General features: G+C 74.7%; 17 protein-coding genes, 3 tRNA genes and 1 pseudogene. 7 read left to right on the top strand and 14 right to left on the bottom strand.

The annotated features are described in order from the left end of the window. Window positions 1-113: 113 nt before the first annotated feature. On the bottom strand, window positions 114-341 hold the full coding sequence (locus tag AB0I11_RS12250; RefSeq protein WP_357317778.1) for a hypothetical protein: 228 nt from the start codon (window positions 339-341) through the stop codon (window positions 114-116). A gap of 274 nt (window positions 342-615) precedes the next feature. Between AB0I11_RS12250 and AB0I11_RS12245 the strand changes: the two genes are divergently transcribed. Both AB0I11_RS12245 and AB0I11_RS12240 read left to right on the top strand, forming a co-directional pair. After that, window positions 616-1,461: a helix-turn-helix transcriptional regulator gene (locus tag AB0I11_RS12245; RefSeq protein WP_046569500.1), complete on the top strand. Its 846-nt coding sequence runs from the start codon at window positions 616-618 to the stop codon at window positions 1,459-1,461. 5 nt (window positions 1,462-1,466) lie between these two features. Then, on the top strand, window positions 1,467-1,667 hold the full coding sequence (locus AB0I11_RS12240; protein ID WP_357317774.1) for a DUF397 domain-containing protein: 201 nt from the start codon (window positions 1,467-1,469) through the stop codon (window positions 1,665-1,667). Window positions 1,668-1,803: 136 nt separating this feature from the next. On the opposite strand, the gene AB0I11_RS12235 is transcribed toward AB0I11_RS12240, so the two are convergent. From AB0I11_RS12235 to AB0I11_RS12215, 5 genes are all read right to left on the bottom strand, one after another. Beyond that, complete coding sequence (locus AB0I11_RS12235) at window positions 1,804-2,850, bottom strand: ROK family protein (RefSeq protein WP_357317769.1); 1,047 nt, start codon at window positions 2,848-2,850, stop codon at window positions 1,804-1,806. A gap of 568 nt (window positions 2,851-3,418) precedes the next feature. Then, window positions 3,419-4,207, bottom strand: a complete 789-nt coding sequence (locus AB0I11_RS12230; RefSeq protein WP_357317765.1) for a putative protein N(5)-glutamine methyltransferase — start codon at window positions 4,205-4,207, stop codon at window positions 3,419-3,421. Between the two features lie 236 nt (window positions 4,208-4,443). After that, the gene (locus tag AB0I11_RS12225; RefSeq protein ID WP_357317760.1) at window positions 4,444-5,559 is read right to left on the bottom strand and encodes a cystathionine gamma-lyase; all 1,116 of its coding nucleotides are present in this window, start codon (window positions 5,557-5,559) and stop codon (window positions 4,444-4,446) included. A gap of 7 nt (window positions 5,560-5,566) precedes the next feature. Next, complete coding sequence (locus tag AB0I11_RS12220; RefSeq protein WP_357317756.1) at window positions 5,567-6,574, bottom strand: NAD(P)H-dependent glycerol-3-phosphate dehydrogenase; 1,008 nt, start codon at window positions 6,572-6,574, stop codon at window positions 5,567-5,569. After that, on the bottom strand, window positions 6,571-7,296 hold the full coding sequence (locus AB0I11_RS12215; protein WP_357317753.1) for a lysophospholipid acyltransferase family protein: 726 nt from the start codon (window positions 7,294-7,296) through the stop codon (window positions 6,571-6,573). Before AB0I11_RS12215 ends, AB0I11_RS12220 begins: the two co-directional genes overlap by 4 nt. Before the next feature lie 108 nt (window positions 7,297-7,404). On the opposite strand from AB0I11_RS12215, the pseudogene cofC reads away from it, so the two are divergent. The 4 genes and pseudogenes from cofC to AB0I11_RS12195 all read left to right on the top strand — a co-directional run. After that, window positions 7,405-8,049 (top strand): annotated as a pseudogene (gene cofC / locus AB0I11_RS12210) (2-phospho-L-lactate guanylyltransferase); the annotation flags it as partial. An 18-nt stretch (window positions 8,050-8,067) separates the two neighbouring features. Next, entirely contained in the window at window positions 8,068-8,265 is a 198-nt protein-coding gene (locus tag AB0I11_RS12205) for a cold-shock protein (protein ID WP_357317802.1), read from the top strand. Between the two features lie 54 nt (window positions 8,266-8,319). Beyond that, window positions 8,320-10,608 carry an RNA degradosome polyphosphate kinase gene (locus tag AB0I11_RS12200; protein WP_357317749.1) on the top strand — a complete coding sequence of 763 codons (2,289 nt, stop codon included), beginning with the start codon at window positions 8,320-8,322 and terminating at the stop codon, window positions 10,606-10,608. 39 nt (window positions 10,609-10,647) lie between these two features. Beyond that, window positions 10,648-11,529, top strand: a complete 882-nt coding sequence (locus AB0I11_RS12195; protein ID WP_357317744.1) for an NUDIX hydrolase — start codon at window positions 10,648-10,650, stop codon at window positions 11,527-11,529. 124 nt (window positions 11,530-11,653) lie between these two features. On the opposite strand, the gene AB0I11_RS12190 is transcribed toward AB0I11_RS12195, so the two are convergent. From AB0I11_RS12190 to leuC, 4 genes are all read right to left on the bottom strand, one after another. Then, the gene (locus AB0I11_RS12190) at window positions 11,654-13,708 is read right to left on the bottom strand and encodes an endonuclease/exonuclease/phosphatase family protein (protein WP_357317739.1); all 2,055 of its coding nucleotides are present in this window, start codon (window positions 13,706-13,708) and stop codon (window positions 11,654-11,656) included. Window positions 13,709-13,908: 200 nt separating this feature from the next. Then, a complete protein-coding gene (locus tag AB0I11_RS12185; RefSeq protein ID WP_357317736.1) occupies window positions 13,909-14,529 on the bottom strand; it encodes an HU family DNA-binding protein in 621 nt (206 codons plus the stop codon). 160 nt (window positions 14,530-14,689) lie between these two features. Further along, window positions 14,690-15,277: a 3-isopropylmalate dehydratase small subunit gene (leuD, locus tag AB0I11_RS12180; protein WP_357317731.1), complete on the bottom strand. Its 588-nt coding sequence runs from the start codon at window positions 15,275-15,277 to the stop codon at window positions 14,690-14,692. Window positions 15,278-15,292: 15 nt separating this feature from the next. Continuing rightward, window positions 15,293-16,735, bottom strand: a complete 1,443-nt coding sequence (gene leuC / locus AB0I11_RS12175; protein WP_357317726.1) for a 3-isopropylmalate dehydratase large subunit — start codon at window positions 16,733-16,735, stop codon at window positions 15,293-15,295. 49 nt (window positions 16,736-16,784) lie between these two features. Here leuC and AB0I11_RS12170 point away from each other — a divergent pair, with 49 nt between their 5' ends. Then, the gene (locus tag AB0I11_RS12170) at window positions 16,785-17,471 is read left to right on the top strand and encodes an IclR family transcriptional regulator (protein WP_013284529.1); all 687 of its coding nucleotides are present in this window, start codon (window positions 16,785-16,787) and stop codon (window positions 17,469-17,471) included. Window positions 17,472-17,786: 315 nt separating this feature from the next. Here the strand turns inward: AB0I11_RS12170 and AB0I11_RS12165 are convergent. From AB0I11_RS12165 to AB0I11_RS12150, 4 genes are all read right to left on the bottom strand, one after another. Continuing rightward, window positions 17,787-17,859: transfer RNA gene (locus tag AB0I11_RS12165), tRNA-Glu, on the bottom strand. Between the two features lie 148 nt (window positions 17,860-18,007). After that, a tRNA-Glu gene (locus tag AB0I11_RS12160) sits at window positions 18,008-18,080 on the bottom strand. A 75-nt stretch (window positions 18,081-18,155) separates the two neighbouring features. Further along, window positions 18,156-18,227, bottom strand: a tRNA-Gln gene (locus AB0I11_RS12155). 106 nt (window positions 18,228-18,333) lie between these two features. Further along, entirely contained in the window at window positions 18,334-19,137 is an 804-nt protein-coding gene (locus AB0I11_RS12150) for a fumarylacetoacetate hydrolase family protein (RefSeq protein WP_082159289.1), read from the bottom strand. Between the last annotated feature and the right edge of the window lie 198 nt (window positions 19,138-19,335).

The following is a 19,335-nucleotide window of genomic DNA, read 5'->3' as shown; positions in this document are numbered from 1 at the left end:
GGTTCCCCATCCACCTGCCGCCCTGCGTGGGTTCGGGCGGGGCGGCCGGGGGGGGCCCCCCCCCCCCCCCCCCCGGATCCGCCGCCGGGTACCGGGTCCGGCGGCGGGCGGGTTCAGTCCAGTTGTCCCAGTCGTGGGCGGCGTCCCACGGCGATCACCTTCACGCGCTGTCGGCCCGCCCGGACCATGCCCAGCGCCATGAACGCGCCGGCGATCCGCTCCGCCGCCTCCCGGCTGCTCGCGCCGACCACCTGCCGGCGCCGTTCGGGGCTGGTCCGCTCGTTGCGGCCCGTCCCTTCCAGGGGCCGGACGTCGGTGAGGACCACGAGGAAACGGGTCATCGCCGTCCCCTCCCGTCCGCCGGGCGGCATCCGGTCGCCGTCATGCGCTTCCCTCTCCGTCTGCTCGCCGGTGCGGGGCACGCGGCGATCGGGTCGTGGGGGAGTAAAACCCGATCACCGCGCGCCCCATCCCCTCCGGTCACCCACCACCACCGTCGCCACGACAACCGGCGGTGAGGACGCCGTCACAGATTGACACTTGGACACCCGTGAATGCAACTCTCATCGAAGTTCTCTCATGCCATTCTTCCCGTTGATGTGCGACCATCGATGCATGGCGCCGAAGACCGCCCGGGCCCGACGGCTCGGCATCGCCCTGCGTACCCACCGGGAAGCCGCCGGGCTGACCCTCGAGGCCGCGGCCGACGAGATCAACAGCACCCGCAGCACGCTGTCCCGGTACGAGAACGCGCAGACCCTGATCAGCCCGGCCACCGTGCGTGCCCTGCTCACCCTCTACGGGGTGGGCACCGACGAGATCGCCGCAGCGGTGCAGTTGGCCAAGGACGCCCGCAAGCCCGGCTGGTGGGTCTCCTACTCGTACCTGCTGGACCGGCGGACCATCGACTTCATCGCGCTGGAGGCCGAGGCCACCGGCATCGCCAACTTCGAGCCCTCGGTGGTGCCCGGCCTGCTCCAGACCGCCGACTACATCCGCGGCGTGATGCGCGGCGGCCCGCACACCCTCACCGACGAGCAGGTCGAGCAGCGGGTGCACCTGCGGTTGGACCGGCAGCAGCGGCTCACCAGCGACGAACCGCCCATCTTCGACGCCATCATCGACGAGGGCGCGCTGCTGCGCCCGGTCGGCAACCGGTCGGTCATGGAGGCCCAGCTGCGGCACCTGCTCAAGGTGGGTGAGCTGCCCAACATCACCGTCCAGGTCATCCCGCTCGCGGCGGGCTACCACCGGGGGACGCGCGGATCGCTGCACATCCTCGAGTTCGCCGACCCGGAGGACCCGATGATCGCGTCGGTGGAGACGGTCGCCGGGCAGATGGTCCTGGACCGGCCGGGCGACCTGCGTACCTGCACCAAAATCATGGAGCACCTGCGGACCGTGGCGCTCAGCCCGGCAGCCAGCCGGGACCAGCTCCTCCGCCTGCTGAACGAGAGGTAGATCCGATGAACGGCACGAACGGCCACCGCCCGACGGTCAGCCACTGGCGCAAGAGCAGCCACAGCGGCGACGAGGGGGCGTGCGTCGAGATGTCCCGGCTGGCGCGGGCGGTGGCGGTCCGCGACTCCAAGGACCCGGCCGGACCGGTGCTGGTCTTTCCCCCGGCCGCCTGGGCGGCCTTCACCGCCGCCCCACCGCGCCGCTGACCCCGGCCGCGACCCGGCCGCCGAGGCGGGCAAGCCGGCGTCAGGCGGGCAACCCGGCGTCGAGGCGGGCAACCTGGCGTCTAGGCGGGCGACCCGACGTCGAGGCGGGCCGGCGCGCGGCGCCGGTTCGCCCGGCTCAGCGTGCGACCAGCGGCGCGGCGCCGACCCGGATCGCCTCCAGGGCGGCGATCGCCGCTCCCCGGGCACCGGCCATGTCCCGCTCCGGCACCAGGGCGAAGGTGGCCACCGCGGCCTGCTCATCCCGGAGCACGGTGTGTTCCCGGACCGTGGCCAGGAACCAGTCGCGGAACTCCGGCGCCGCCTCCACCACCCCGCCACCGACGAAGTACGCGTGCGGGTCGGTGAAGTTCGCCGCGATGGTGAACAGCCGCCCCAGGGCCATGGCCTGCTGGGCGAAGACCTGCCGGGCCAGCGCGTCGCCCCGCTCGCCGTAGCCGCGGACCAGCTTCGCCGCCCGGCTCGGCTCCTCCGCCGCCAGCGGGTGCCCCGGGTACCGCGCCAACCAGTACGGCAGCAGGTTGCGCTCGATCCCGGTCAGCGAGGCGACGCTCTCCGCGTCCCCGGTGAAGCCACAGGCGCAGACCGGGGACGACTGGCCGGACGCGAGCAATCCGTCGAGCAGGATGTGCACGTGCCCGAACTCCCCCGCCATCCCGGCCGCCCCGCCGACCACCCGGCCCGCCTCCACCACGCCGCCGCCCAGCCCGGTGCCGACGATGGCGGCGACCGAGGAGCGGCTCATCGCGTCCGCGCCGAAGTGGACGTGGTGGGCGTAGAGCGCCGCCGCGTTGCCGTCGTTGGCGTAGCTCACCGGCAGGCCGAGCCGGCGCTCCAGCGCGCCGCGGACGTCGTAGCCGCGCCAGGCGGGCTGGGAGAAGTTGGTCGAGCCGCGCGAGGAGATGACCCCGGTGGCGCTGGCCGGCCCGGGCGTGTCCAGCCCGACGGCGCGGACCAGCTCGCGCGGCACGCCGGTCAGCGCGAGGACCCCGTCGAACGCCCGCGCGAGCGCCTCGATGGCCGCCTCCGGCCCGGCCTGGACCTCGCTCGGGCTCTCCACCAGCCCGTCGACCAGGAACCGGCCGTCCATGGTCAGGACGGTGACGTTGTTGCTGTTGCCGCCGTTGTCCAGGCCCACCACCACCGGCACACCCGCACCGCCCACGGCCACCACCTCCCACCGAACCTGACCTGAGGCTAGTTCGGCGCGCACCGGCCCGCCATGCTTCGCACCCCACCCGCCGCCGCCCCCGGCCCCCGGTCCCCGGTCCCCGGCCCCCGGTCCCCGGTCCCCGGCCCCCGGCCCCCGGTCCTCGGCCCGGGAACCTCCGCCTCCGCCCGGCGGCCGGTCGCCACAGCCCGGATGTCCCGGCCCTGGCCCGGCGACCTCCGCCTCCGGCGGCCGGTCGCCGCTCCCGTGCAGCCCGGATGTCCCAGCCCGGCGTGTCCTGGCCGGGACGGCACGTCGCAGATGAGCGATATGCCTCTGCGGCATCTTTATGCCGCAGAGGCATATCGCTGACGAGGGGACTCATCCGTCGGTGGGCGACGCCGGCCACGGCCAAGGCGCCGGACGAGGCGCGGACGGCACGCGGACAGGACGCGGACGGCACGCGGGCACAGCGCGGACGGCACGCGGGCACAGCGCAGACGGCACGCGGGCACAGCGCAGACGGCACGCGGGCACAGCGCAGACGGCAAGAGCGCAGAGCGCAGACAGGGCGTGGGCAGCCTCAGCCCGGGCGGCGGGCGGTGACCGCGGTCGCCTCCAGGTCGTCGTCCTGTCGCACGGTCGGGACCAGGCCGAAGCCGGCCAGCACCGCACAGAGCGCCGCCGCCTGCCCGCTGCTGACCTCCACGACCAGGTGCCCGCCGGGCGCCAGCCATTCGGCCGCGCCGGCCGCCACCCGGCGCAGCACCGCCAGCCCGTCGGCCCCGCCGTCCAGCGCCACCGGCGCCTCGTGCAGCCGGGCCTCCGGCGGGAGCAGCGCGACCGCGTCGCTGGGCACGTACGGGGCGTTCGCCACCACCAGGTCGAGCCGCCCCCGCCACCGCGCCGGCAGCGGCGCGAACAGGTCGCCCTGGTAGACGGGCACGCCCAGCGGGTCCAGGTTGCGCCGGGCGCAGGCCACCGCGGCCGGGTCGATGTCGGCGGCGGCCAGCCACCGCGGGGCGAGCCGGCCGTGCAGCACCAGCGCGGCGGCGCCCGACCCGCAGCAGAGGTCGAGCACGGCCGGGGCCGGCCCGGCCACCGCCACGGCGGCGGCGACCAGCAGGGCGGTACGTCCCCGGGGGACGAAGACGCCCGGGGTGACGGCGACCCGGAGGCCGCAGAACTCGGCCCAGCCGAGCAGGTGTTCGAGGGGTCGGCCGGCGACCCGGCTGTCGACCAGGTCGGTGAGGGCAGTGGCCGAGCCGGCGGCGGCGGCGATCAGCAGCTCCGCCTCGTCTTCGGCGTAGACGCAGCCGGCGGCGCGCAGCCGCTGGACGAGGGCGGGACGGTCGAGGGAGGGCGTTGCCATCGGATTGCCTTTCGGAAGCGCTGCTCGGCGCTCCCGGCGTCGCCTACTCCCGCGGCGACGCGGACTCGGAGGGAGCGCCGGTCCTGGTCTGGTGGATCGGTCTCACCTCCTCTGGTCGGGGCCCGCGCGGGCCGTGGCACGCCCGTCACCTTAGCGGAGCCGGCGCCGCCCGCACCGGGCGACCGGCGCGACCGACCTCGACAGTCCGCCCCGGGGCACCCGGCGCGGACCCGACGTCAGGCCGCGCTGGCGTCCAGGGCGGCGGTCAGGTCGGCCACCAGGTCGGCCGGGTCCTCGATGCCGCAGGAGAGCCGGACGAAGCCGGGCGCGGTGTCGTCGCCCCACTGGGCCCGCCGGTCCGCGCTGGTGTGCAGCCCGCCGAACGAGGTGGCGGCGGCGACCAGGCGGGACGCGTCGAGGAACCGGGCCACCCGGTCCGGGTCGCCCAGGTCGAACCCGAGCACCCCGGGCAGCCGGCGCATCTGCACCGCGGCGACCGGGTACGCCGGGTCGTCGGGCAGCCCCGGCCAGCGCACCCCAGTGACGTCGGGGCGGCCGGCGAGCAGCCGGGCGACCGCCTCGGCGTTGGCGGTCTGCCGGGCCAGCCGCAGGTCCACGGTGGCCAGCGAGCGGTGCGCCAGCCAGCAGTCGAACGCGCCGGGCACCCCACCGGTCATGGTCCGCCACGAGGTGACCGGGTCGAGCAGCCCGGCGGAGCGGGTCGCCACGTAGCCGAGCAGCAGGTCGGAGTGGCCGGTGAGGGCCTTGGTGCCGGAGGCGACCACCGCGTCGGCGCCGAGGTCCAGCGGACGCTGCCCCAGCGGGGTGGCGGTGGTGTTGTCCACCGCGACGAGCGCCCCGGCGGCGTGCGCCGCGGCGGCCAGCGCCGGCACGTCGGCCACGTCCAGGCCGGGGTTCGACGGGGTCTCCAGCAGCACCAGCCGGACCCCGTCGAACGACGGGTACGGCCCGGCGGTCGGCACGAAGGTGACGCGTACCCCGAAGCCCTCCAGGGTCTCGGTGGCGAAGGCGCGCACCGGGTAGTAGCCGTCGGCGGGGAGCAGCACGGTGTCGCCGGGGCGCAGCACCGCCAACAGCAGCGCCGTGATGGCCGCCTGCCCGCTGGCGAAGACCCGGCAGTCGCCGCCCTCCAACTCCCCGATCGCCGTCTCCAGCAGCCGCCGGGTCGGGTTGTCCGGCCGGCCGTACCCGTTGGGGGTGGCGGCCGGCCCCTGCCACGGGTCGAGGTGGTAGGGCGCGGCGAACACCGGCCCCGGCAGGAAGGGCTGCCCGGGCTCCGCCGGGGGCAGCCCGGCGTGCACGCTGCGGGTGCCGTCACCCCACTGACTCATCGCCACCTCACTCGTACGACTCGGGCTTCGCGGTCCGGCTCATCAGGGTGTCCACGGCCAGCCGCGGGTCCATCCCCTCGTGGCAGATCCGCTCGATCTGCTCGGTGATCGGCATCTCCACGCCGTGCGCCCGGGCCAGGTCCCGGATCGCCAGGCAGCTCTTCACGCCCTCGGCGGTCTGCCGGGTGGCCGTCTGGGCCTGCTCCAGGCTCTCCCCCCGGCCCAGGTGCTCGCCGAAGGTGCGGTTGCGGGCCAGCGGCGAGGAGCAGGAGGCGACCAGGTCGCCCATGCCGGCCAGGCCGGCGAAGGTGATCGGGTCGGCGCCGAGCGCCACGCCGAGCCGGGCGGTCTCGGCCAGGCCCCGGGTCATCAGCATGGCCCGGGTGTTGTCGCCGAAGCCCATCGCCGTGGCGATGCCGTACGCCAGCGCGATCACGTTCTTCACCGCGCCGCCCAGCTCGCAGCCGATCACGTCGTCGTTGGTGTACGGGCGGAAGTACGGGGTGCGGATCGAGGTCTGCACCAGCGCGGTGCGGCGGCTGTCGGTGCCGGCCACCACGGTCGCGGCGGGCTGCTCGGCGGCGATCTCGGGGGCCAGGTTGGGGCCGGAGACGACCACCACCCGGTCGGCGGGCACCCCGGCGGTCTCCATGATCACCTGGCTCATCCGCTTCGTCGTGCCCAGCTCGATGCCCTTCATCAGGGAGACCAGCGTGGCGTCCGGGTCCAGGTACGGGGTCCACTCGGCGAGGTTGCCGCGCAGCGTCTGCGACGGTACGGAGAGCACCACCACCTCGGCCCCGACGATCGCCTGCTCGGCGTCCCCGGTCGCGGTGACCCGGTCCGGCAGCCGCACGTCCGGCAGGTAGTCCGGGTTGTGGCGCCCGGTCCGGATCGCCTCGGCCACCGAGGCGCGCCGGGCCAGGATCGTCACGTCCCGACCGGCGTCGGCGAGGATCTTGGCGAACGCGGTGCCCCACGAGCCGGCGCCGAGCACGGCCACGTGCCCGCTCACTCGGTCACCCCGGGCGTACGGGTGCGGGCCGGGCGCTCCCAGAGCGGCGGTGGCGTGCCGCCGCGGATCTCGGCGACCATGTCCCGCAGCCGCAGCATGATCGTGTCGGTCATCTCCTCCAGCACCGCCCGGGACGGCGGGGTCCCCGCCCAGCGGCTCAGGTCCACCGGCGGCCCGGCGACCACCGTGACCGGCGTACGCGGGCGCAGCCCGAACCGCGCCGTCCGCGGGTCGAACATCCGCTCCGGCCCCACCATCACGACCGGGACGACCGGCGCGCCGGTGGCCAGCGCCAGCCGGGCTGCCCCGGTCTTGCCCTTCATCGGCCACAGGTCCGGTTCGCGGGTGGTCGTCCCCTCCGGGTAGATCACCACGGCGCCGCCCTCGCCCAGCGCGGCGATCAGCTTGTCCAGCGACTTGACCGCCTCGACGCTGCCGCGCTCCACCGGGATCTGCCGGCACCGGTGCAGGATCCAGCCGATCACCGGGACCTTGAACACGCTGGCCTTGCCGAGGAACTGCGGCCAGCGCCCGGAGTCGTAGATGAAGTGCGCGGCGACCAGCGGGTCGGCGTGCGAGATGTGGTTGGGCACGATGATGATCCCGCCGTCCCGGCGCAGGTGTTCCATGCCCCGCCAGGTGCGCCGCGTCCAGACCGTCAACACCGGCTTGACCAGCACCACGGCTAACCGTGGCCAGAACCCCACCTTCCGCCGCGCCACCTGCGTCTCCTCCCCATGCCCCGAGCCGCGCACCCACGCCCGCGACGGAAATCATGCCTGCTCGCCCCCGGTCCGGCCAGTGAGGGGTACCGCGACCCGGCTGGCAGGATGGTCGGCGTGCCTGAGCCGAGCTGGACCGTGGTGGTGCCGGTGAAGCGTCTCAGGGCGGCGAAGAGCCGTCTGCGGGGCGCGCTGCCGGGCGTACCCCACGAGGAGCTGGCGCTGGCCCTGGCGGCCGACACGGTCCGCGCGGTGCGGGCCTGCCCGGCGGTGGCCGCGGTCCTGGTGGTCACCGCGGACCCGCGGGTGGCCGCGGCGGTCACCGCGGCCGGCGCGCGGGTCGTGCCGGACCCGGCGGCCGGGCTGAACGCGGCGTTCCGGCACGGCGCGGCGGTCGCCGGCCCGCACGCCGCGGTGGCCGCCCTCACCGCCGACCTGCCGGCGCTGCGCCCCGCGGAGCTGGCCGCGGCGCTGCGGGCCGTCCCCACCGGCCGACCGGGGGTACGCGGGTTCGTGGCGGACACCCCGGGCAGCGGCACCGTGCTGCTCGCCGCGCCGGCCGGGGTGCCGCTGGATCCCCGCTTCGGGGTCGGCTCGGCGGCGGCGCACGCGGCCAGCGGGGCCCGGTCGCTGGCCGGCGACTGGCCCACCCTGCGCCGCGACGTGGACACCGCCGCCGACCTGGCCGCGGCGGCCCGGCTCGGCCCGGGCCCGCGCACCGCCGCGCTGCTCGCCGCCGCCCCGGCCGGCCGACTCGGGTACGGTGCTGACATGCAGGGCACGGTGGCCACCTACGACCCGTCCACCCGCAGCGGCGTGCTGCTCCTCGACGACGGCACCGAGCTGGCCTTCCCGGCCCGCGCGTTCGACGCCTCCGGGCTGCGGCTGCTCCGGCTCGGCCAGCGGGTCCGGATCGAGCGGGACGCCGCCGGCGAGGTCGTCCGGGTGAGCTTGCCGACGATGGCGTGAACAACCTGGCCGGAGTTCATTTTCCGTTCACCCTTGTCGGGGAATCATGGGGTGGTGAGCACCCCTCGCGAGCGCCCCGACAGCCCGCCGACCGCCCTCGAGCCGACCGCGCCGCGCAACGGCGCCCGATCCCGCGGCACCGACGGCCGCTTCCGGGGGCTCCGCCCGCCTGAGGAGACCATCTCCGGTGAGCCGGGCGCCCCCGCCTCGGCCGGCCTGGAGGAGTCGCTGGACCCGGTCGAGGGGCCGGGCCCGGACGTCGGCCCGCCGGCCGCGTCGCCGCTGCCGGAGGACCGGTTCCTCAACCGGGAGCTCTCCTGGCTCGACTTCAACGCCCGGGTGCTGGCGCTCGCCGAGGACCCGCGCACGCCGCTGCTGGAGCGGGCGAAGTTCCTGGCCATCTTCGCCAGCAACCTGGACGAGTTCTACATGGTCCGGGTGGCCGGGCTGAAGCGCCGCCTCTCCGCCGGGCTGCCGGTCCGCGGCGGCGACCGGATGCCGCTGCGGACCCAGCTGGAGCTGGTCGCGGAGAAGAGCGCCGGCCTGGTCGCCCGGCACGCCGCCTGCTTCGTCGACGACGTGCTGCCCAAGCTCGCCGCCGAGGACATCCGGATCCTGCGCTGGAGCGAGCTGGACGACGCCGAGCGGGAACGGCTGCGCACCTGGTTCCGGGAGCACATCTTCCCGGTGCTCACCCCGCTCGCGGTGGACCCGGCGCACCCGTTCCCGTACATCTCCGGCCGGTCGCTGAACCTGGCCGTCTCGGTGCGCGACCCGGACGGCGGCTCGGAGCTGTTCGCCCGGGTGAAGGTGCCGAACAACGTGCCCCGGTTCGTCCGGGTGGCCCGCGACCAGCCGGGGGTGCGGTTCCTGCCCGTCGAGGACCTCATCTCGGTGCACCTCGGGCAGCTCTTCTCCGGCATGCAGGTGGTGGAGTGCCACCTGTTCCGGGTCACCCGCAACGCCGAGGTCGAGGTGGACGAGGACCGCGACGAGGACCTGCTCCAGGCCCTGGAGCGGGAGCTGGCCCGGCGCCGGTTCGGCCCGCCGGTCCGGCTGGAGGTGGCCGCCTCCATCTCCGACCACATGCTGGAGCTGCTGGTCCGCGAGCTCGACATGGACAGCCAGGACGTGCTGCGGGTCCGCGGCCTGCTCGACCTCTCCGCGCTCTGGCAGGTGTACGGCGAGGCGGACCGGCCCGACCTCAAGGACCCGCCGTTCGTGCCGGCCACCCATCCCCGGCTGGCCGAGGGCGAGGTGCCGCGCAGCGTCTTCGCCACCCTGCGGGACGGCGACGTGCTGGTGCACCACCCGTACCACTCGTTCGCGACCAGCGTGCAGCGCTTCGTCGAGCAGGCCGCCGCCGACCCGAACGTGCTGGCCATCAAGCAGACCCTCTACCGCACCAGCGGCGACTCCCCCATCGTGGACGCGCTGGTCGACGCGGCCGCCGCCGGCAAGCAGGTGGTGGTGCTGGTGGAGCTGAAGGCGCGCTTCGACGAGGTGGCCAACATCGGCTGGGCCCGCACCCTGGAACGCGCCGGCTGCCACGTGGTGTACGGGCTGGTGGGGCTCAAGACGCACTGCAAGACCGCCCTGGTGGTCCGGCAGGAGGGCAACCAGATCCGCCGCTACTGCCACATCGGCACCGGCAACTACCACCCCAAGACGGCCCGGCTCTACGAGGACTTCGGCATGCTCACCGCCGACCCGGAGATCGGCGCCGACCTGACCGACCTGTTCAACGTGCTCACCGGCTACAGCCGGCAGACCGCGTACCGGCGGTTGCTGGTGGCCCCGCAGGGCATCCGCAGCGGCCTGATCGAACGGATCGAGCGGGAGATCGAGCAGGTCCGGCTCGGCATGCCGGGGCTGGTGCAGTTCAAGGTGAACGCGCTCGTCGACGAGGAGATCACCGACGCGCTCTACCGGGCGTCCCGGGCCGGCGTCCACGTCGACCTGCTGATCCGGGGCATGTGCACGCTGCGGCCCGGGGTGCCGGGGCTGTCGGAGAACATCCGGGTGCGCTCGATCCTCGGCCGGTTCCTGGAGCACTCCCGGGTCTTCCGGTTCGGCAACGACGGTGACGCCGAGTTCTGGATGGGCTCGGCCGACCTGATGCACCGCAACCTGGACCGCCGGGTGGAGGCGCTGGTGCAGGTCAGCGACCCGGTGGCCCGGGCCGAGCTGGACCAGGTGCTGACCGCCGCGTTCAGCCCGGACGTGGACGCTTTCGAGCTGGCCGGCGACGGCACCTGGCAGCGGCGGACCGGCACCGACGAGGCGCCCCTGACCGACCTGCAGGAGTTGCTGCTGCACCGGGTCGGCGGGCGGGCCGGCTGAGCGGCCCCGGTGCGCGCGGGGCGGGCTTACGGTGAGCGGATGACGCAGGACGAGCCGGTACGGATCCGGGCGGCGGGCGGGGTCGTCTGGCGCCCCGGCGCGGCCGGCGTCGACATCTGCCTCGTGCACCGACCCCGGTACGGCGACTGGTCGCTGCCGAAGGGCAAGCTGGACCCGGGCGAGCATCCGCTGCGGGCCGCCGTCCGCGAGGTCGCCGAGGAGGCCGACGTACGGGCGGTGCCGCAACTGCGCCTGCCCACGGTCCACTACCGCAGCGAGGGGCGGGCCAAGTCGGTCGACTACTGGTCGATGCGGGCCGCGGCCGAGGGCGGCTTCCAGCCGGACACCGAGGTGGACGAGGTCCGCTGGCTGCCCGTCGACGACGCGGTACGCCTGGTCAGCTACCCGCACGACACCGAGGTGATCGCCGCGTTCGCGGCGCTGCCGGCGGTGACCGGCACCGTCCTGCTGGTCCGGCACGCGCACGCCGGCCGGCGCGCCACCTGGACCGGCCCGGATCACGGCCGGCCGCTGGACGCCGAGGGCTGGGCGCAGGCGCAGGCGCTGGCCGGCCTGGTGGCCCTGGTCCGCCCGGTACGCCTGCTCTCCGCCTCGGCGCGCCGCTGCGTGCAGACCCTCGACCCGGCCGCCGCCCTGCTGGACCTGCCGATCGAGGTGAGCGGCGACCTGGACGAGCCGGGGCCGGGCCAGTCACCGGACGAGTGCGCGCTGGCCGGGGCGGCCCGGCTCACCGCGTTGGCCGTCGCCGGCGAACCGGTAGCGGTGTGCAGTCAGGGCAAGGTGATCCCGGGCATGCTGGAGCGGCTGACCGGCCGGGCCGGCGACTTCACCACCCCGAAGGGCGGCGGCTGGCTGCTCGCCTTCGCCGGCGACCGCCTGGCCGGCGCCGACCGGCTCTGAGCAGAGCCGACTGGCCGCGGCCGACGGGCGGGCCGGTCACCGCTGCCGCGCCGGGCTTTCCCCGCCCGCCGGTCGGTGCCGGGTTCCCGGGCGGCTCGAGGTCCACCTCCGACAGCGCGGCCGGTCAGGGCAGGGCCAGGGTCACCGCGACCGGGAGGTGGTCGCTGGCCGTGGTGTGCGGCGCCGCCACGTCGGCGGGGGTCAGGCCGGGCGTGACGAAGACGTGGTCGATCTGCGCGCGCGGGTCGTCGGCCGGGCTGGTCGGCAGCGGCCGGGCGGCGGCCAGCGCGTCCACCAGGCCGGCCGCGGTGAACGCGGTGAAGGCCGGATCGCCCGGCTCGGTGTTCAGGTCGCCGGCCAGCACCAGCGGACGACCGGCCGCGTAGCCGGTGGCGAAGGCGGCCACCTCGCGGGCCTGGGCCACCGGCCCCTGCCCGGGCGGCGGTTGCAGGTGGGTGGCGACCACGGCCAGGTCTCGCCCGCCCAGGTCGAGGGTGACGCCCAGGGCCTGCGCCCCGGTCGGCGCGCCGTGCGCGGGCAGCGGGTGACTCCGGCCGGACCGCACCGGGAAGCGGCTCAGCACCGCGTCGCCCCAGACCGGGTCGGCGGCGGGCGCGAAGACGTACGGCATCCGCAGCCGGCCGGCCAGCAGGGCGAGCGTGTCGTGGCCGCCGTTGAGCAGCCAGCCCCGGTCCACCTCGCTCAGCAGCACCACGTCCGGGCGGTTGTCCCGGACCACCCGGGCCACCTCGTCGAGGTCGAGCCGTCCGTCCAGCCCGAACCCCATCCGGATGTTGTACGCGACGACCCGTACCGCCGGCGGTGGGGTCGCGGGCGGCTGCGGGGCCGGGGGCGGCCGGTGGATCGCGCCCCCGACGGCGGTCAGCAGCATCGCCACGATGGCCGTACCCACCGGCGCCGGAGGGCGCAGCGGGCCGGCGACGCCCGGCGGTGCGGCCACGGCCACGGCGGCGATGACGAGCGCCGCCAGCACCGGTACCCAGCCGTTCGGGTATCCGAGGTCGTAGGCGGCGTAGTAGGCCACCGCCCCGACCGCGAAGCCCAGCATCCCGCCGGCCACGGCGAACCCGCGCCGCCCGCCGCCGTCCCGGCCGCCCGGGTCCGGCTCGGCCGGCTCGCCGGCACCCGGGCCCTCGCCCGACCCGGTCATCGGGGCAGCACCGGCGACGGAGTCGGGGGCCGTGGCGTGTTCCGGGACCGTCGCGCGGACGAGGGCCGGGCCGGTGCGGCGACGCACCAACGGGTTCGCGCGGTCGGCGACGGTGTCGACCAGGGCGAGGCAGCCGCCGAGGCCGCCCGCGGTGAGCAGGACCGCCGCCGCCAGCCAGCCGGCCCGGTCGGCGGCGAAGAGTCCCGCGCCGGCCAGCAGCGCCGCCGGCCAGAGCAGCCGGGCCACCGGTCGGGGCGGGCGGACCAGCAGCGCCACCAGAAACAGCCCGATCACCAGCTCGGGCAGCGGCGCGAGGCGGGCCGGGGGCAGCCCGAGCCCGGCCAGCTCCGCCGCTCCGTGCCGGTACGAGACAGCCGCGTCCCAGACCGCCGGCGCGAACGCCAACTGGCCGCCCAGCAACAGCACCGGACCGAGCAGCGGCCAGGCCAGCCGGCCGGCTGTCCCGCCCGGCCAGGCCCCGGTTTCGCCACCACCGGTCGACCGGAGGGCGCCCTGCGCGGCGAGGAAGGCGCCGACCAGCACCACGCTCACCGTCCACCCGAGCAGGCCACCGCGCCAGACCAGGTCCTCGGTGCCGAGCAGGGCGTGCCCGACCGCCGCCCCGGCCAGGCCGAACGCCAGCCCCGGCACCGGCCGGACGGCCGTCGCGGCGGTGGCGGCGAGCCAGAGCAGCCCCGCGAGCAGGCCCGCGCAGGCCAGCCAGAGCTGGATCCGGCCGCCGGGCGCGGCGGTCAGGGCGAGCCGGGTGGCGGCCAGCACCCCGGCCGCGACCAGGCCCACCGGTCCCGCGCCGAGCCAGCGGACCAGGACCGGCGCGGCGAGGGCGAGCACGAACCAGCCGAGGGCGAACGCGCCGAGGAGTTCGGCCGGGGTCTCGGCCGCCCGGCCGAAGATGGTGATGATCGACGGTAGCCATACCCGCAGCACGTCCAGCAGGACGGCGACGCCCAGGGCCAGCGCGGCGGTGGGAAGGTGACGGTGGCGCACGGCGCACTCCGCTCGGGACCGACGGGGGATTTCGGCACGAGGATTGTGGCGGTCACCCGGCACACCGGTCAACGGCGGGCGCACCCGGGAAAGGGCGGCGGGCACGGCGGGCGTACCCGGGAAAGGGCGGCCGTCGACGGGCGGGCGTACCCACGAAAGGGCGCCCGCCGCGAACGGCGGGCGCCCTCAGGCCGGTGCGGTCAGCGCCGGGTGGCGGCCTTCTTGGCCGGCGCCTTCTTCGCGGGCGCCTTCTTCGCGGCGGTGGTCTTCTTCGCCGTGGTGCTCTTGGCGGCCGCGGTCTTCTTCGCCGGGGCGGCCTTCTTGGTCGCGGTGGTCTTCTTCGCCGTGGTGCTCTTGGCGGCCGCGGTCTTCTTGGCCGGGGCGGCCTTCTTGGTCGCGGTCGCCTTGGTCGCCGCGGTCTTCTTGGCGGCGCCGGCCGCGGTGGTCTTCTTCGCGGCGGTCGCCTTGGCCCCGGTCGCCTTCGCGCCGGTGGTCTTGGCCGCGGCCGTGGCGGTCTTCTTGGCGGCGGCCGTGGCCTTCGGCACCTTGCCGCTGGCCACCATCTCCTTGAAGCCCGCGCCCGGGCGGAACGTCGGGACGGAGGTCTTCTTGACCTTCACCGCCTCGCCAGTCCGTGGGTTGCGCGCTGTTCGAGCGCCCCGGACGCGCTTTTCGAACGCTCCGAAACCGGTGATCGCCACCTTGTCGCCCTTGGTGACCGCCGCCTGGACCTCGGCGAGGACCGCGTCGAGCGCGGCCGTCGCCGTCTTCCGGTCCCCCAGGCGAACGGCGAGCGCCTCGATGAGCTCGGCCTTGTTCACGACTTCCTCCCGAATGTGCAACTGACTCGACGCGAGCCATTCTGCGCGCACGGTATGCCCTGTGCTGCCTGGACACAAACATTCGGTGGAAAAAAGCCCTTGTGTCGTAACGGATTCGCCCCCACCGGCCCGGCCGGTGGGGGCGAAAAGCCATCTGCGGTCAGGCTACCGACGGCAGGAACGGCGGTCGGGACGCCTCGAAGGCACTGATCTGGGCCTCGTGCCGGAGGGTGAGTCCAATGTCATCCAAGCCCTCCATCAACCGCCAGCGGCTGTGGTCGTCCAGCGGGAAGGCCCAGGTGCCGTCCCCGGCGTGGACCTCCCGGGCGGTGAGGTCGACCGTGATCGGAGTGGTCGGCTCGGATTCCACCAGATCCCAGAGTTCCTCCACGGCTTTCAATTCCAGCTCGACCGGAAGCAGGCCTTCCTTGAGCGCGTTGCCGCGGAAGATGTCGCCGAAGCGCGGGGCGATCACGGCACGGAAGCCCCAGTCCCGCAACGCCCAGACGGCATGCTCCCGAGAGGAGCCGGTACCGAACTCGGGGCCGGCGATGAGAATCGACGAACCCGAATAGGCGGGATCGTTGAGGACGAATGACGGGTCCTCCCGCCACGCGTTGAACAGCCCGTCGGCGAAACCGGTCCGGGTCACCCGCTTGAGGTACACGGCGGGGATGATCTGGTCGGTGTCCACGTTGGACCGGCGCAGCGGCACGGCGGTGCCGGTGTGGGTGGTGAACTTGTCCATCTCTCGGCAGCCCTTCTACAGGTCGGCGGGGGCGGCCAGCCGGCCGACCACGGCGGTGGCGGCGGCGACCGGCGGGGACACCAGGTGGGTACGCCCGCCCCGGCCCTGGCGGCCCTCGAAGTTGCGGTTGGAGGTCGAGGCCGAGCGCTCGCCCGGCTTCAGGGTGTCCGGGTTCATCCCCAGACACATGGAGCAGCCGGCGAAGCGCCACTCGGCGCCGGCGTCGGCGAAGACCTTGTCCAGCCCTTCGGCCTCGGCCGCCTCGCGCACCGCGGCGGAGCCGGGCACCACCAGCATGCGTACGCCGTCGGCGACCGTGTGCCCGCGCAGCACGTCGGCCGCGGCGCGCAGGTCCTCCAGCCGGCCGTTGGTGCAGGAGCCGACGAAGACCACGTCCACGGCGACGTCGCGCAGCGGGGTGCCGGGCGCGAGGTCCATGTACTCCAGGGCACGGCGGGCGGCGAGCCGCTCCGGCTCGGTGAGGAACTCCTCCGGGTCCGGCACGACCGCACCCAGCGGCGCGCCCTGGCCGGGGTTGGTGCCCCAGGTCACGAACGGGGTGATCCGGCCCGCGTCCAGGGTCACCTCGGTGTCGAAGCTGGCCCCGTCGTCGGTGGGCAGCGTCCGCCAGTACTCCAGCGCCGCGTCCCAGTCGGCGCCCTGCGGGGCGTTCGGCCGCCCCTTCAGGTACGCGAAAGTGGTCTCGTCCGGCGCGATCATGCCGGCCTTGGCGCCCCACTCGATGGACATGTTGGCGATGGTCATCCGCCCCTCCATGGAGAGGTCGCGGATCGCCTCGCCCCGGTACTCCACGATGTGGCCGCGCCCACCGCCGGTGCCGACCTGCGCGATCAGCGCGAGGACCAGGTCCTTGGCGGTGACGCCCGGGCCGAGCTGGCCGGTGACGTTGACCGCCATGGTCTTCGGGCGGGCCTGCGGCAGGGTCTGGGTGGCCAGCACGTGCTCCACCTCACTGGTGCCGATGCCGAAGGCGAGCGCGCCGAACGCGCCGTGGGTGGCGGTGTGCGAGTCGCCACAGACGATCGTCATGCCGGGCTGGGTGAGGCCCAGCTGCGGGCCGATGACGTGCACGATGCCCTGGTTCTCGTCGCCCAGCGGGTGCAGCCGTACGCCGAACTCGGCGCAGTTGCGGCGCAGCGTCTCGATCTGGGTACGCGAGGTCGGGTCCGCGATGGTGAGCAGGTCGCCACGGCGGGAGCGGAAGGCCGGATCGTCGTACCCGGTCGGGGTGTTGTGGTCCTCGGTCGCGACCGTCAGGTCGGTCCGGCGGACCCGGCGGCCGGCCAGGCGCAGCCCGTCGAAGGCCTGCGGGCTGGTCACCTCGTGGAGCAGGTGCAGGTCGATGAAGAGCAGGTCCGGCTCGCCGTCGGCGGAGCGGACCACGTGCGCGTCCCAGACCTTCTCGGCCAGGGTCCTCGGTTGAGTGACTCCCACCATCTGGACATCCTAAATTCTGGGAGGTAAATTTCGGCTTGTGGGACACAGTATGAGCGGTGTCGGCGTTCTCGACAAGGCGGTGGTCATCCTGGCCGCCTGTGTCGACGGCGCCAGCCTGGCCGAACTCGTTGAACGCACCAAGCTGCCCCGGGCAACGGCGCACCGGCTGGCACAGGCACTGGAGATCCACCGAATGCTGGTACGCGACACCCAGGGACGCTGGCGGCCGGGCCCCCGGCTCGGCGAACTGGCCAATGCCGCCCCGGACGTGCTGCTGACGGCGGCCGAGCCGCTGCTCGCCGCGCTGCGCGACGCCACCGGGGAGAGCGCCCAGCTCTACCTGCGCCGCGCGGACGAGCGGATCTGCGTGGCCGCCGCCGAGCGGGCCAGCGGCCTGCGGGACACCGTCCCGGTCGGCTCGGTGCTGCCCATGACGGCCGGCTCCGCGGCGCAGATCCTGCTCGCCTGGGAGCCACCGGAGGCGGTCATGCCGCTGCTGCCGCGCTCGAAGTTCACCGGGCGCACCCTGGCCGAGGTACGCCGCCGCGGCTGGGCGCAGAGCGTCGCCGAGCGGGAGGCCGGTGTGGCCAGCGTCTCGGCCCCGATCCGCGACCGCACCGGCCGGGTCATTGCCGCGATCAGCATCTCCGGCCCGATCGAACGCCTCGGCCGCCGCCCCGGCGAACGCCACGCCATGGCCGTCGTCCGCGCCGGCCAGCGCCTCTCCGGCCTCTGACCCCCTGACCCGCTGCCCGGCTGCCCGGCTGCCCGGCTGCCCGGCTGCCCGGCTGCGAGATCTTGGTACGAAACGGCCCTCCTGGGGGCGTTTCGTACCAAGATCTTCGCTCGCCCAGCCACCTCCTCCCCTCACCCTCACCCTCGTGATCGAGGAGTTTGGGGCGGGGCGGGGCAGCTTGCGTCACGCAAGCTCCGTGATCGCCGGGGGGGGCCAGCCAGGGCGAGGCGAGTCAGGGTGGAACCGGGGTGGGGATGGCGGGGTGGGGATGCGGAACGGCCCGCCTCGCGGGGCGAGGCGGGCCGTTCGTGGGTGTAGCCCCGACCGGATTCGAACCGGCGCTACCGCCTTGAGAGGGCGGCGTCCTGGGCCACTAGACGACGGGGCCAGGCACTTTTCCTGCTTCACCACCCTGCCGGGCGGTGCCGCAGTAGTCTAGCGGCATCGCGTCCAGCACCGTCGAGGGGGTCACCCTCTGCGCGGGGACCGGACAGCAGAAAGCCCGCCCCGGACAACGGGACGGGCTGCCAGCACTGTAGCCCCGACCGGATTCGAACCGGCGCTACCGCCTTGAGAGGGCGGCGTCCTGGGCCGCTAGACGACGGGGCCAGAACCTTCATTGCACTCCGTCAGCGTGAGCTGCCGGAATCCAGCGGCCCGGGCTCTTGCGAACCCGCGGCTGCGCTGGGGTACCAGGACTCGAACCTAGACTAACTGAACCAGAATCAGTCGGGCTGCCAATTACCCCATACCCCATTGGCCCCTTGCGGCGCCGGGAATGAACTTTACCCTCCCGCTGCCGACAGGCCAAATCCAACCCCTCGTACCGCAGGTGACCTGCGGAAACAAGGCGTCGGACGCGTCAGGCGACCGGCACCACCGGGTTGGTGAGCTCGCCGATCCCCTCGATCCGCACGGAGACGGTATCCCCGTCGGTGAGCGGGCTAACCCCCGCCGGCGTACCGGTCAGCACCACGTCCCCGGGGAGCAACGTCATCACGTGCGAGATGTACGACACCAGCCCCGGGACGTCGAACACCATGTCCTTGGTCCGGCCGAGCTGGCGTACCTCCATCTCCTCCGGGTTGCGACCCACCTCACAGCGGATCTCCAGGTCGGAGACGTCCAGCCCGGTGGTGATCCACGGGCCGATCGGGCAGAACGAGTCGAACCCCTTGGCCCGCGTCCACTGCCCGTCGGAGCGCTGCAGATCCCGCGCGGTGACGTCGTTGGCACAGGTGTAGCCGAAGATGGCCCGCTCGGCGGCGGCCCGGTCCGCGCGCCGCGCGCCCGGCGCGCCGATCACCACGGCCAGCTCGGCCTCGTGCTCGACCTGCTTGGAGAAGATCGGCAGGCGGATCGCGTCCCGGGGGCCGATCACCGAGGTGGACGGCTTGAGGAAGAGCAGCGGCTCCTTCGGCACCTCGCTGCCGTGCTCGGCGGCGTGCTCGGCGTAGTTGCGGCCGACGCAGACCACCTTGCTGGGCAGGATCGGCGAGAGCAGTCGCACATCGGAGAGCGCCCAACGGGCGCCGGAGAACTGGATCTGGCCGAACGGGTGTCCCTCGATCTCGGCGATGGTCAGGCCCTGCGGCCCGGCCTCCGGCTCGCCCTCGACGACCCCGAACGACATTCCCTTGGCATGAGCAAAACGAGCGATACGCACCCAGCCAATCTATCCCCGCGCGACGCCCGGCCACGCCGGGCGCGGCAGGTCGGGCCGGGCCGGGCCCGGGGCGGCGGGTACGGCGGCGACCGGTCCCGGGCCGGCGCGCCAGGATACGCGTACCGGCGCCGGCCGGGGCGGGAATGGCGGCTTCGTACCCGCCCGGCGGGCCGGGACCCATAGCTTCGGGTCCGGAGG

The sequence above is a fragment of the Micromonospora sp. NPDC050495 genome (assembly GCF_040655175.1).
Lineage (GTDB): Bacteria > Actinomycetota > Actinomycetes > Mycobacteriales > Micromonosporaceae > Micromonospora.
Note: the sequence above shows the minus strand (reverse complement) of the source record. Positions and strands in the feature narration are given on the sequence as shown.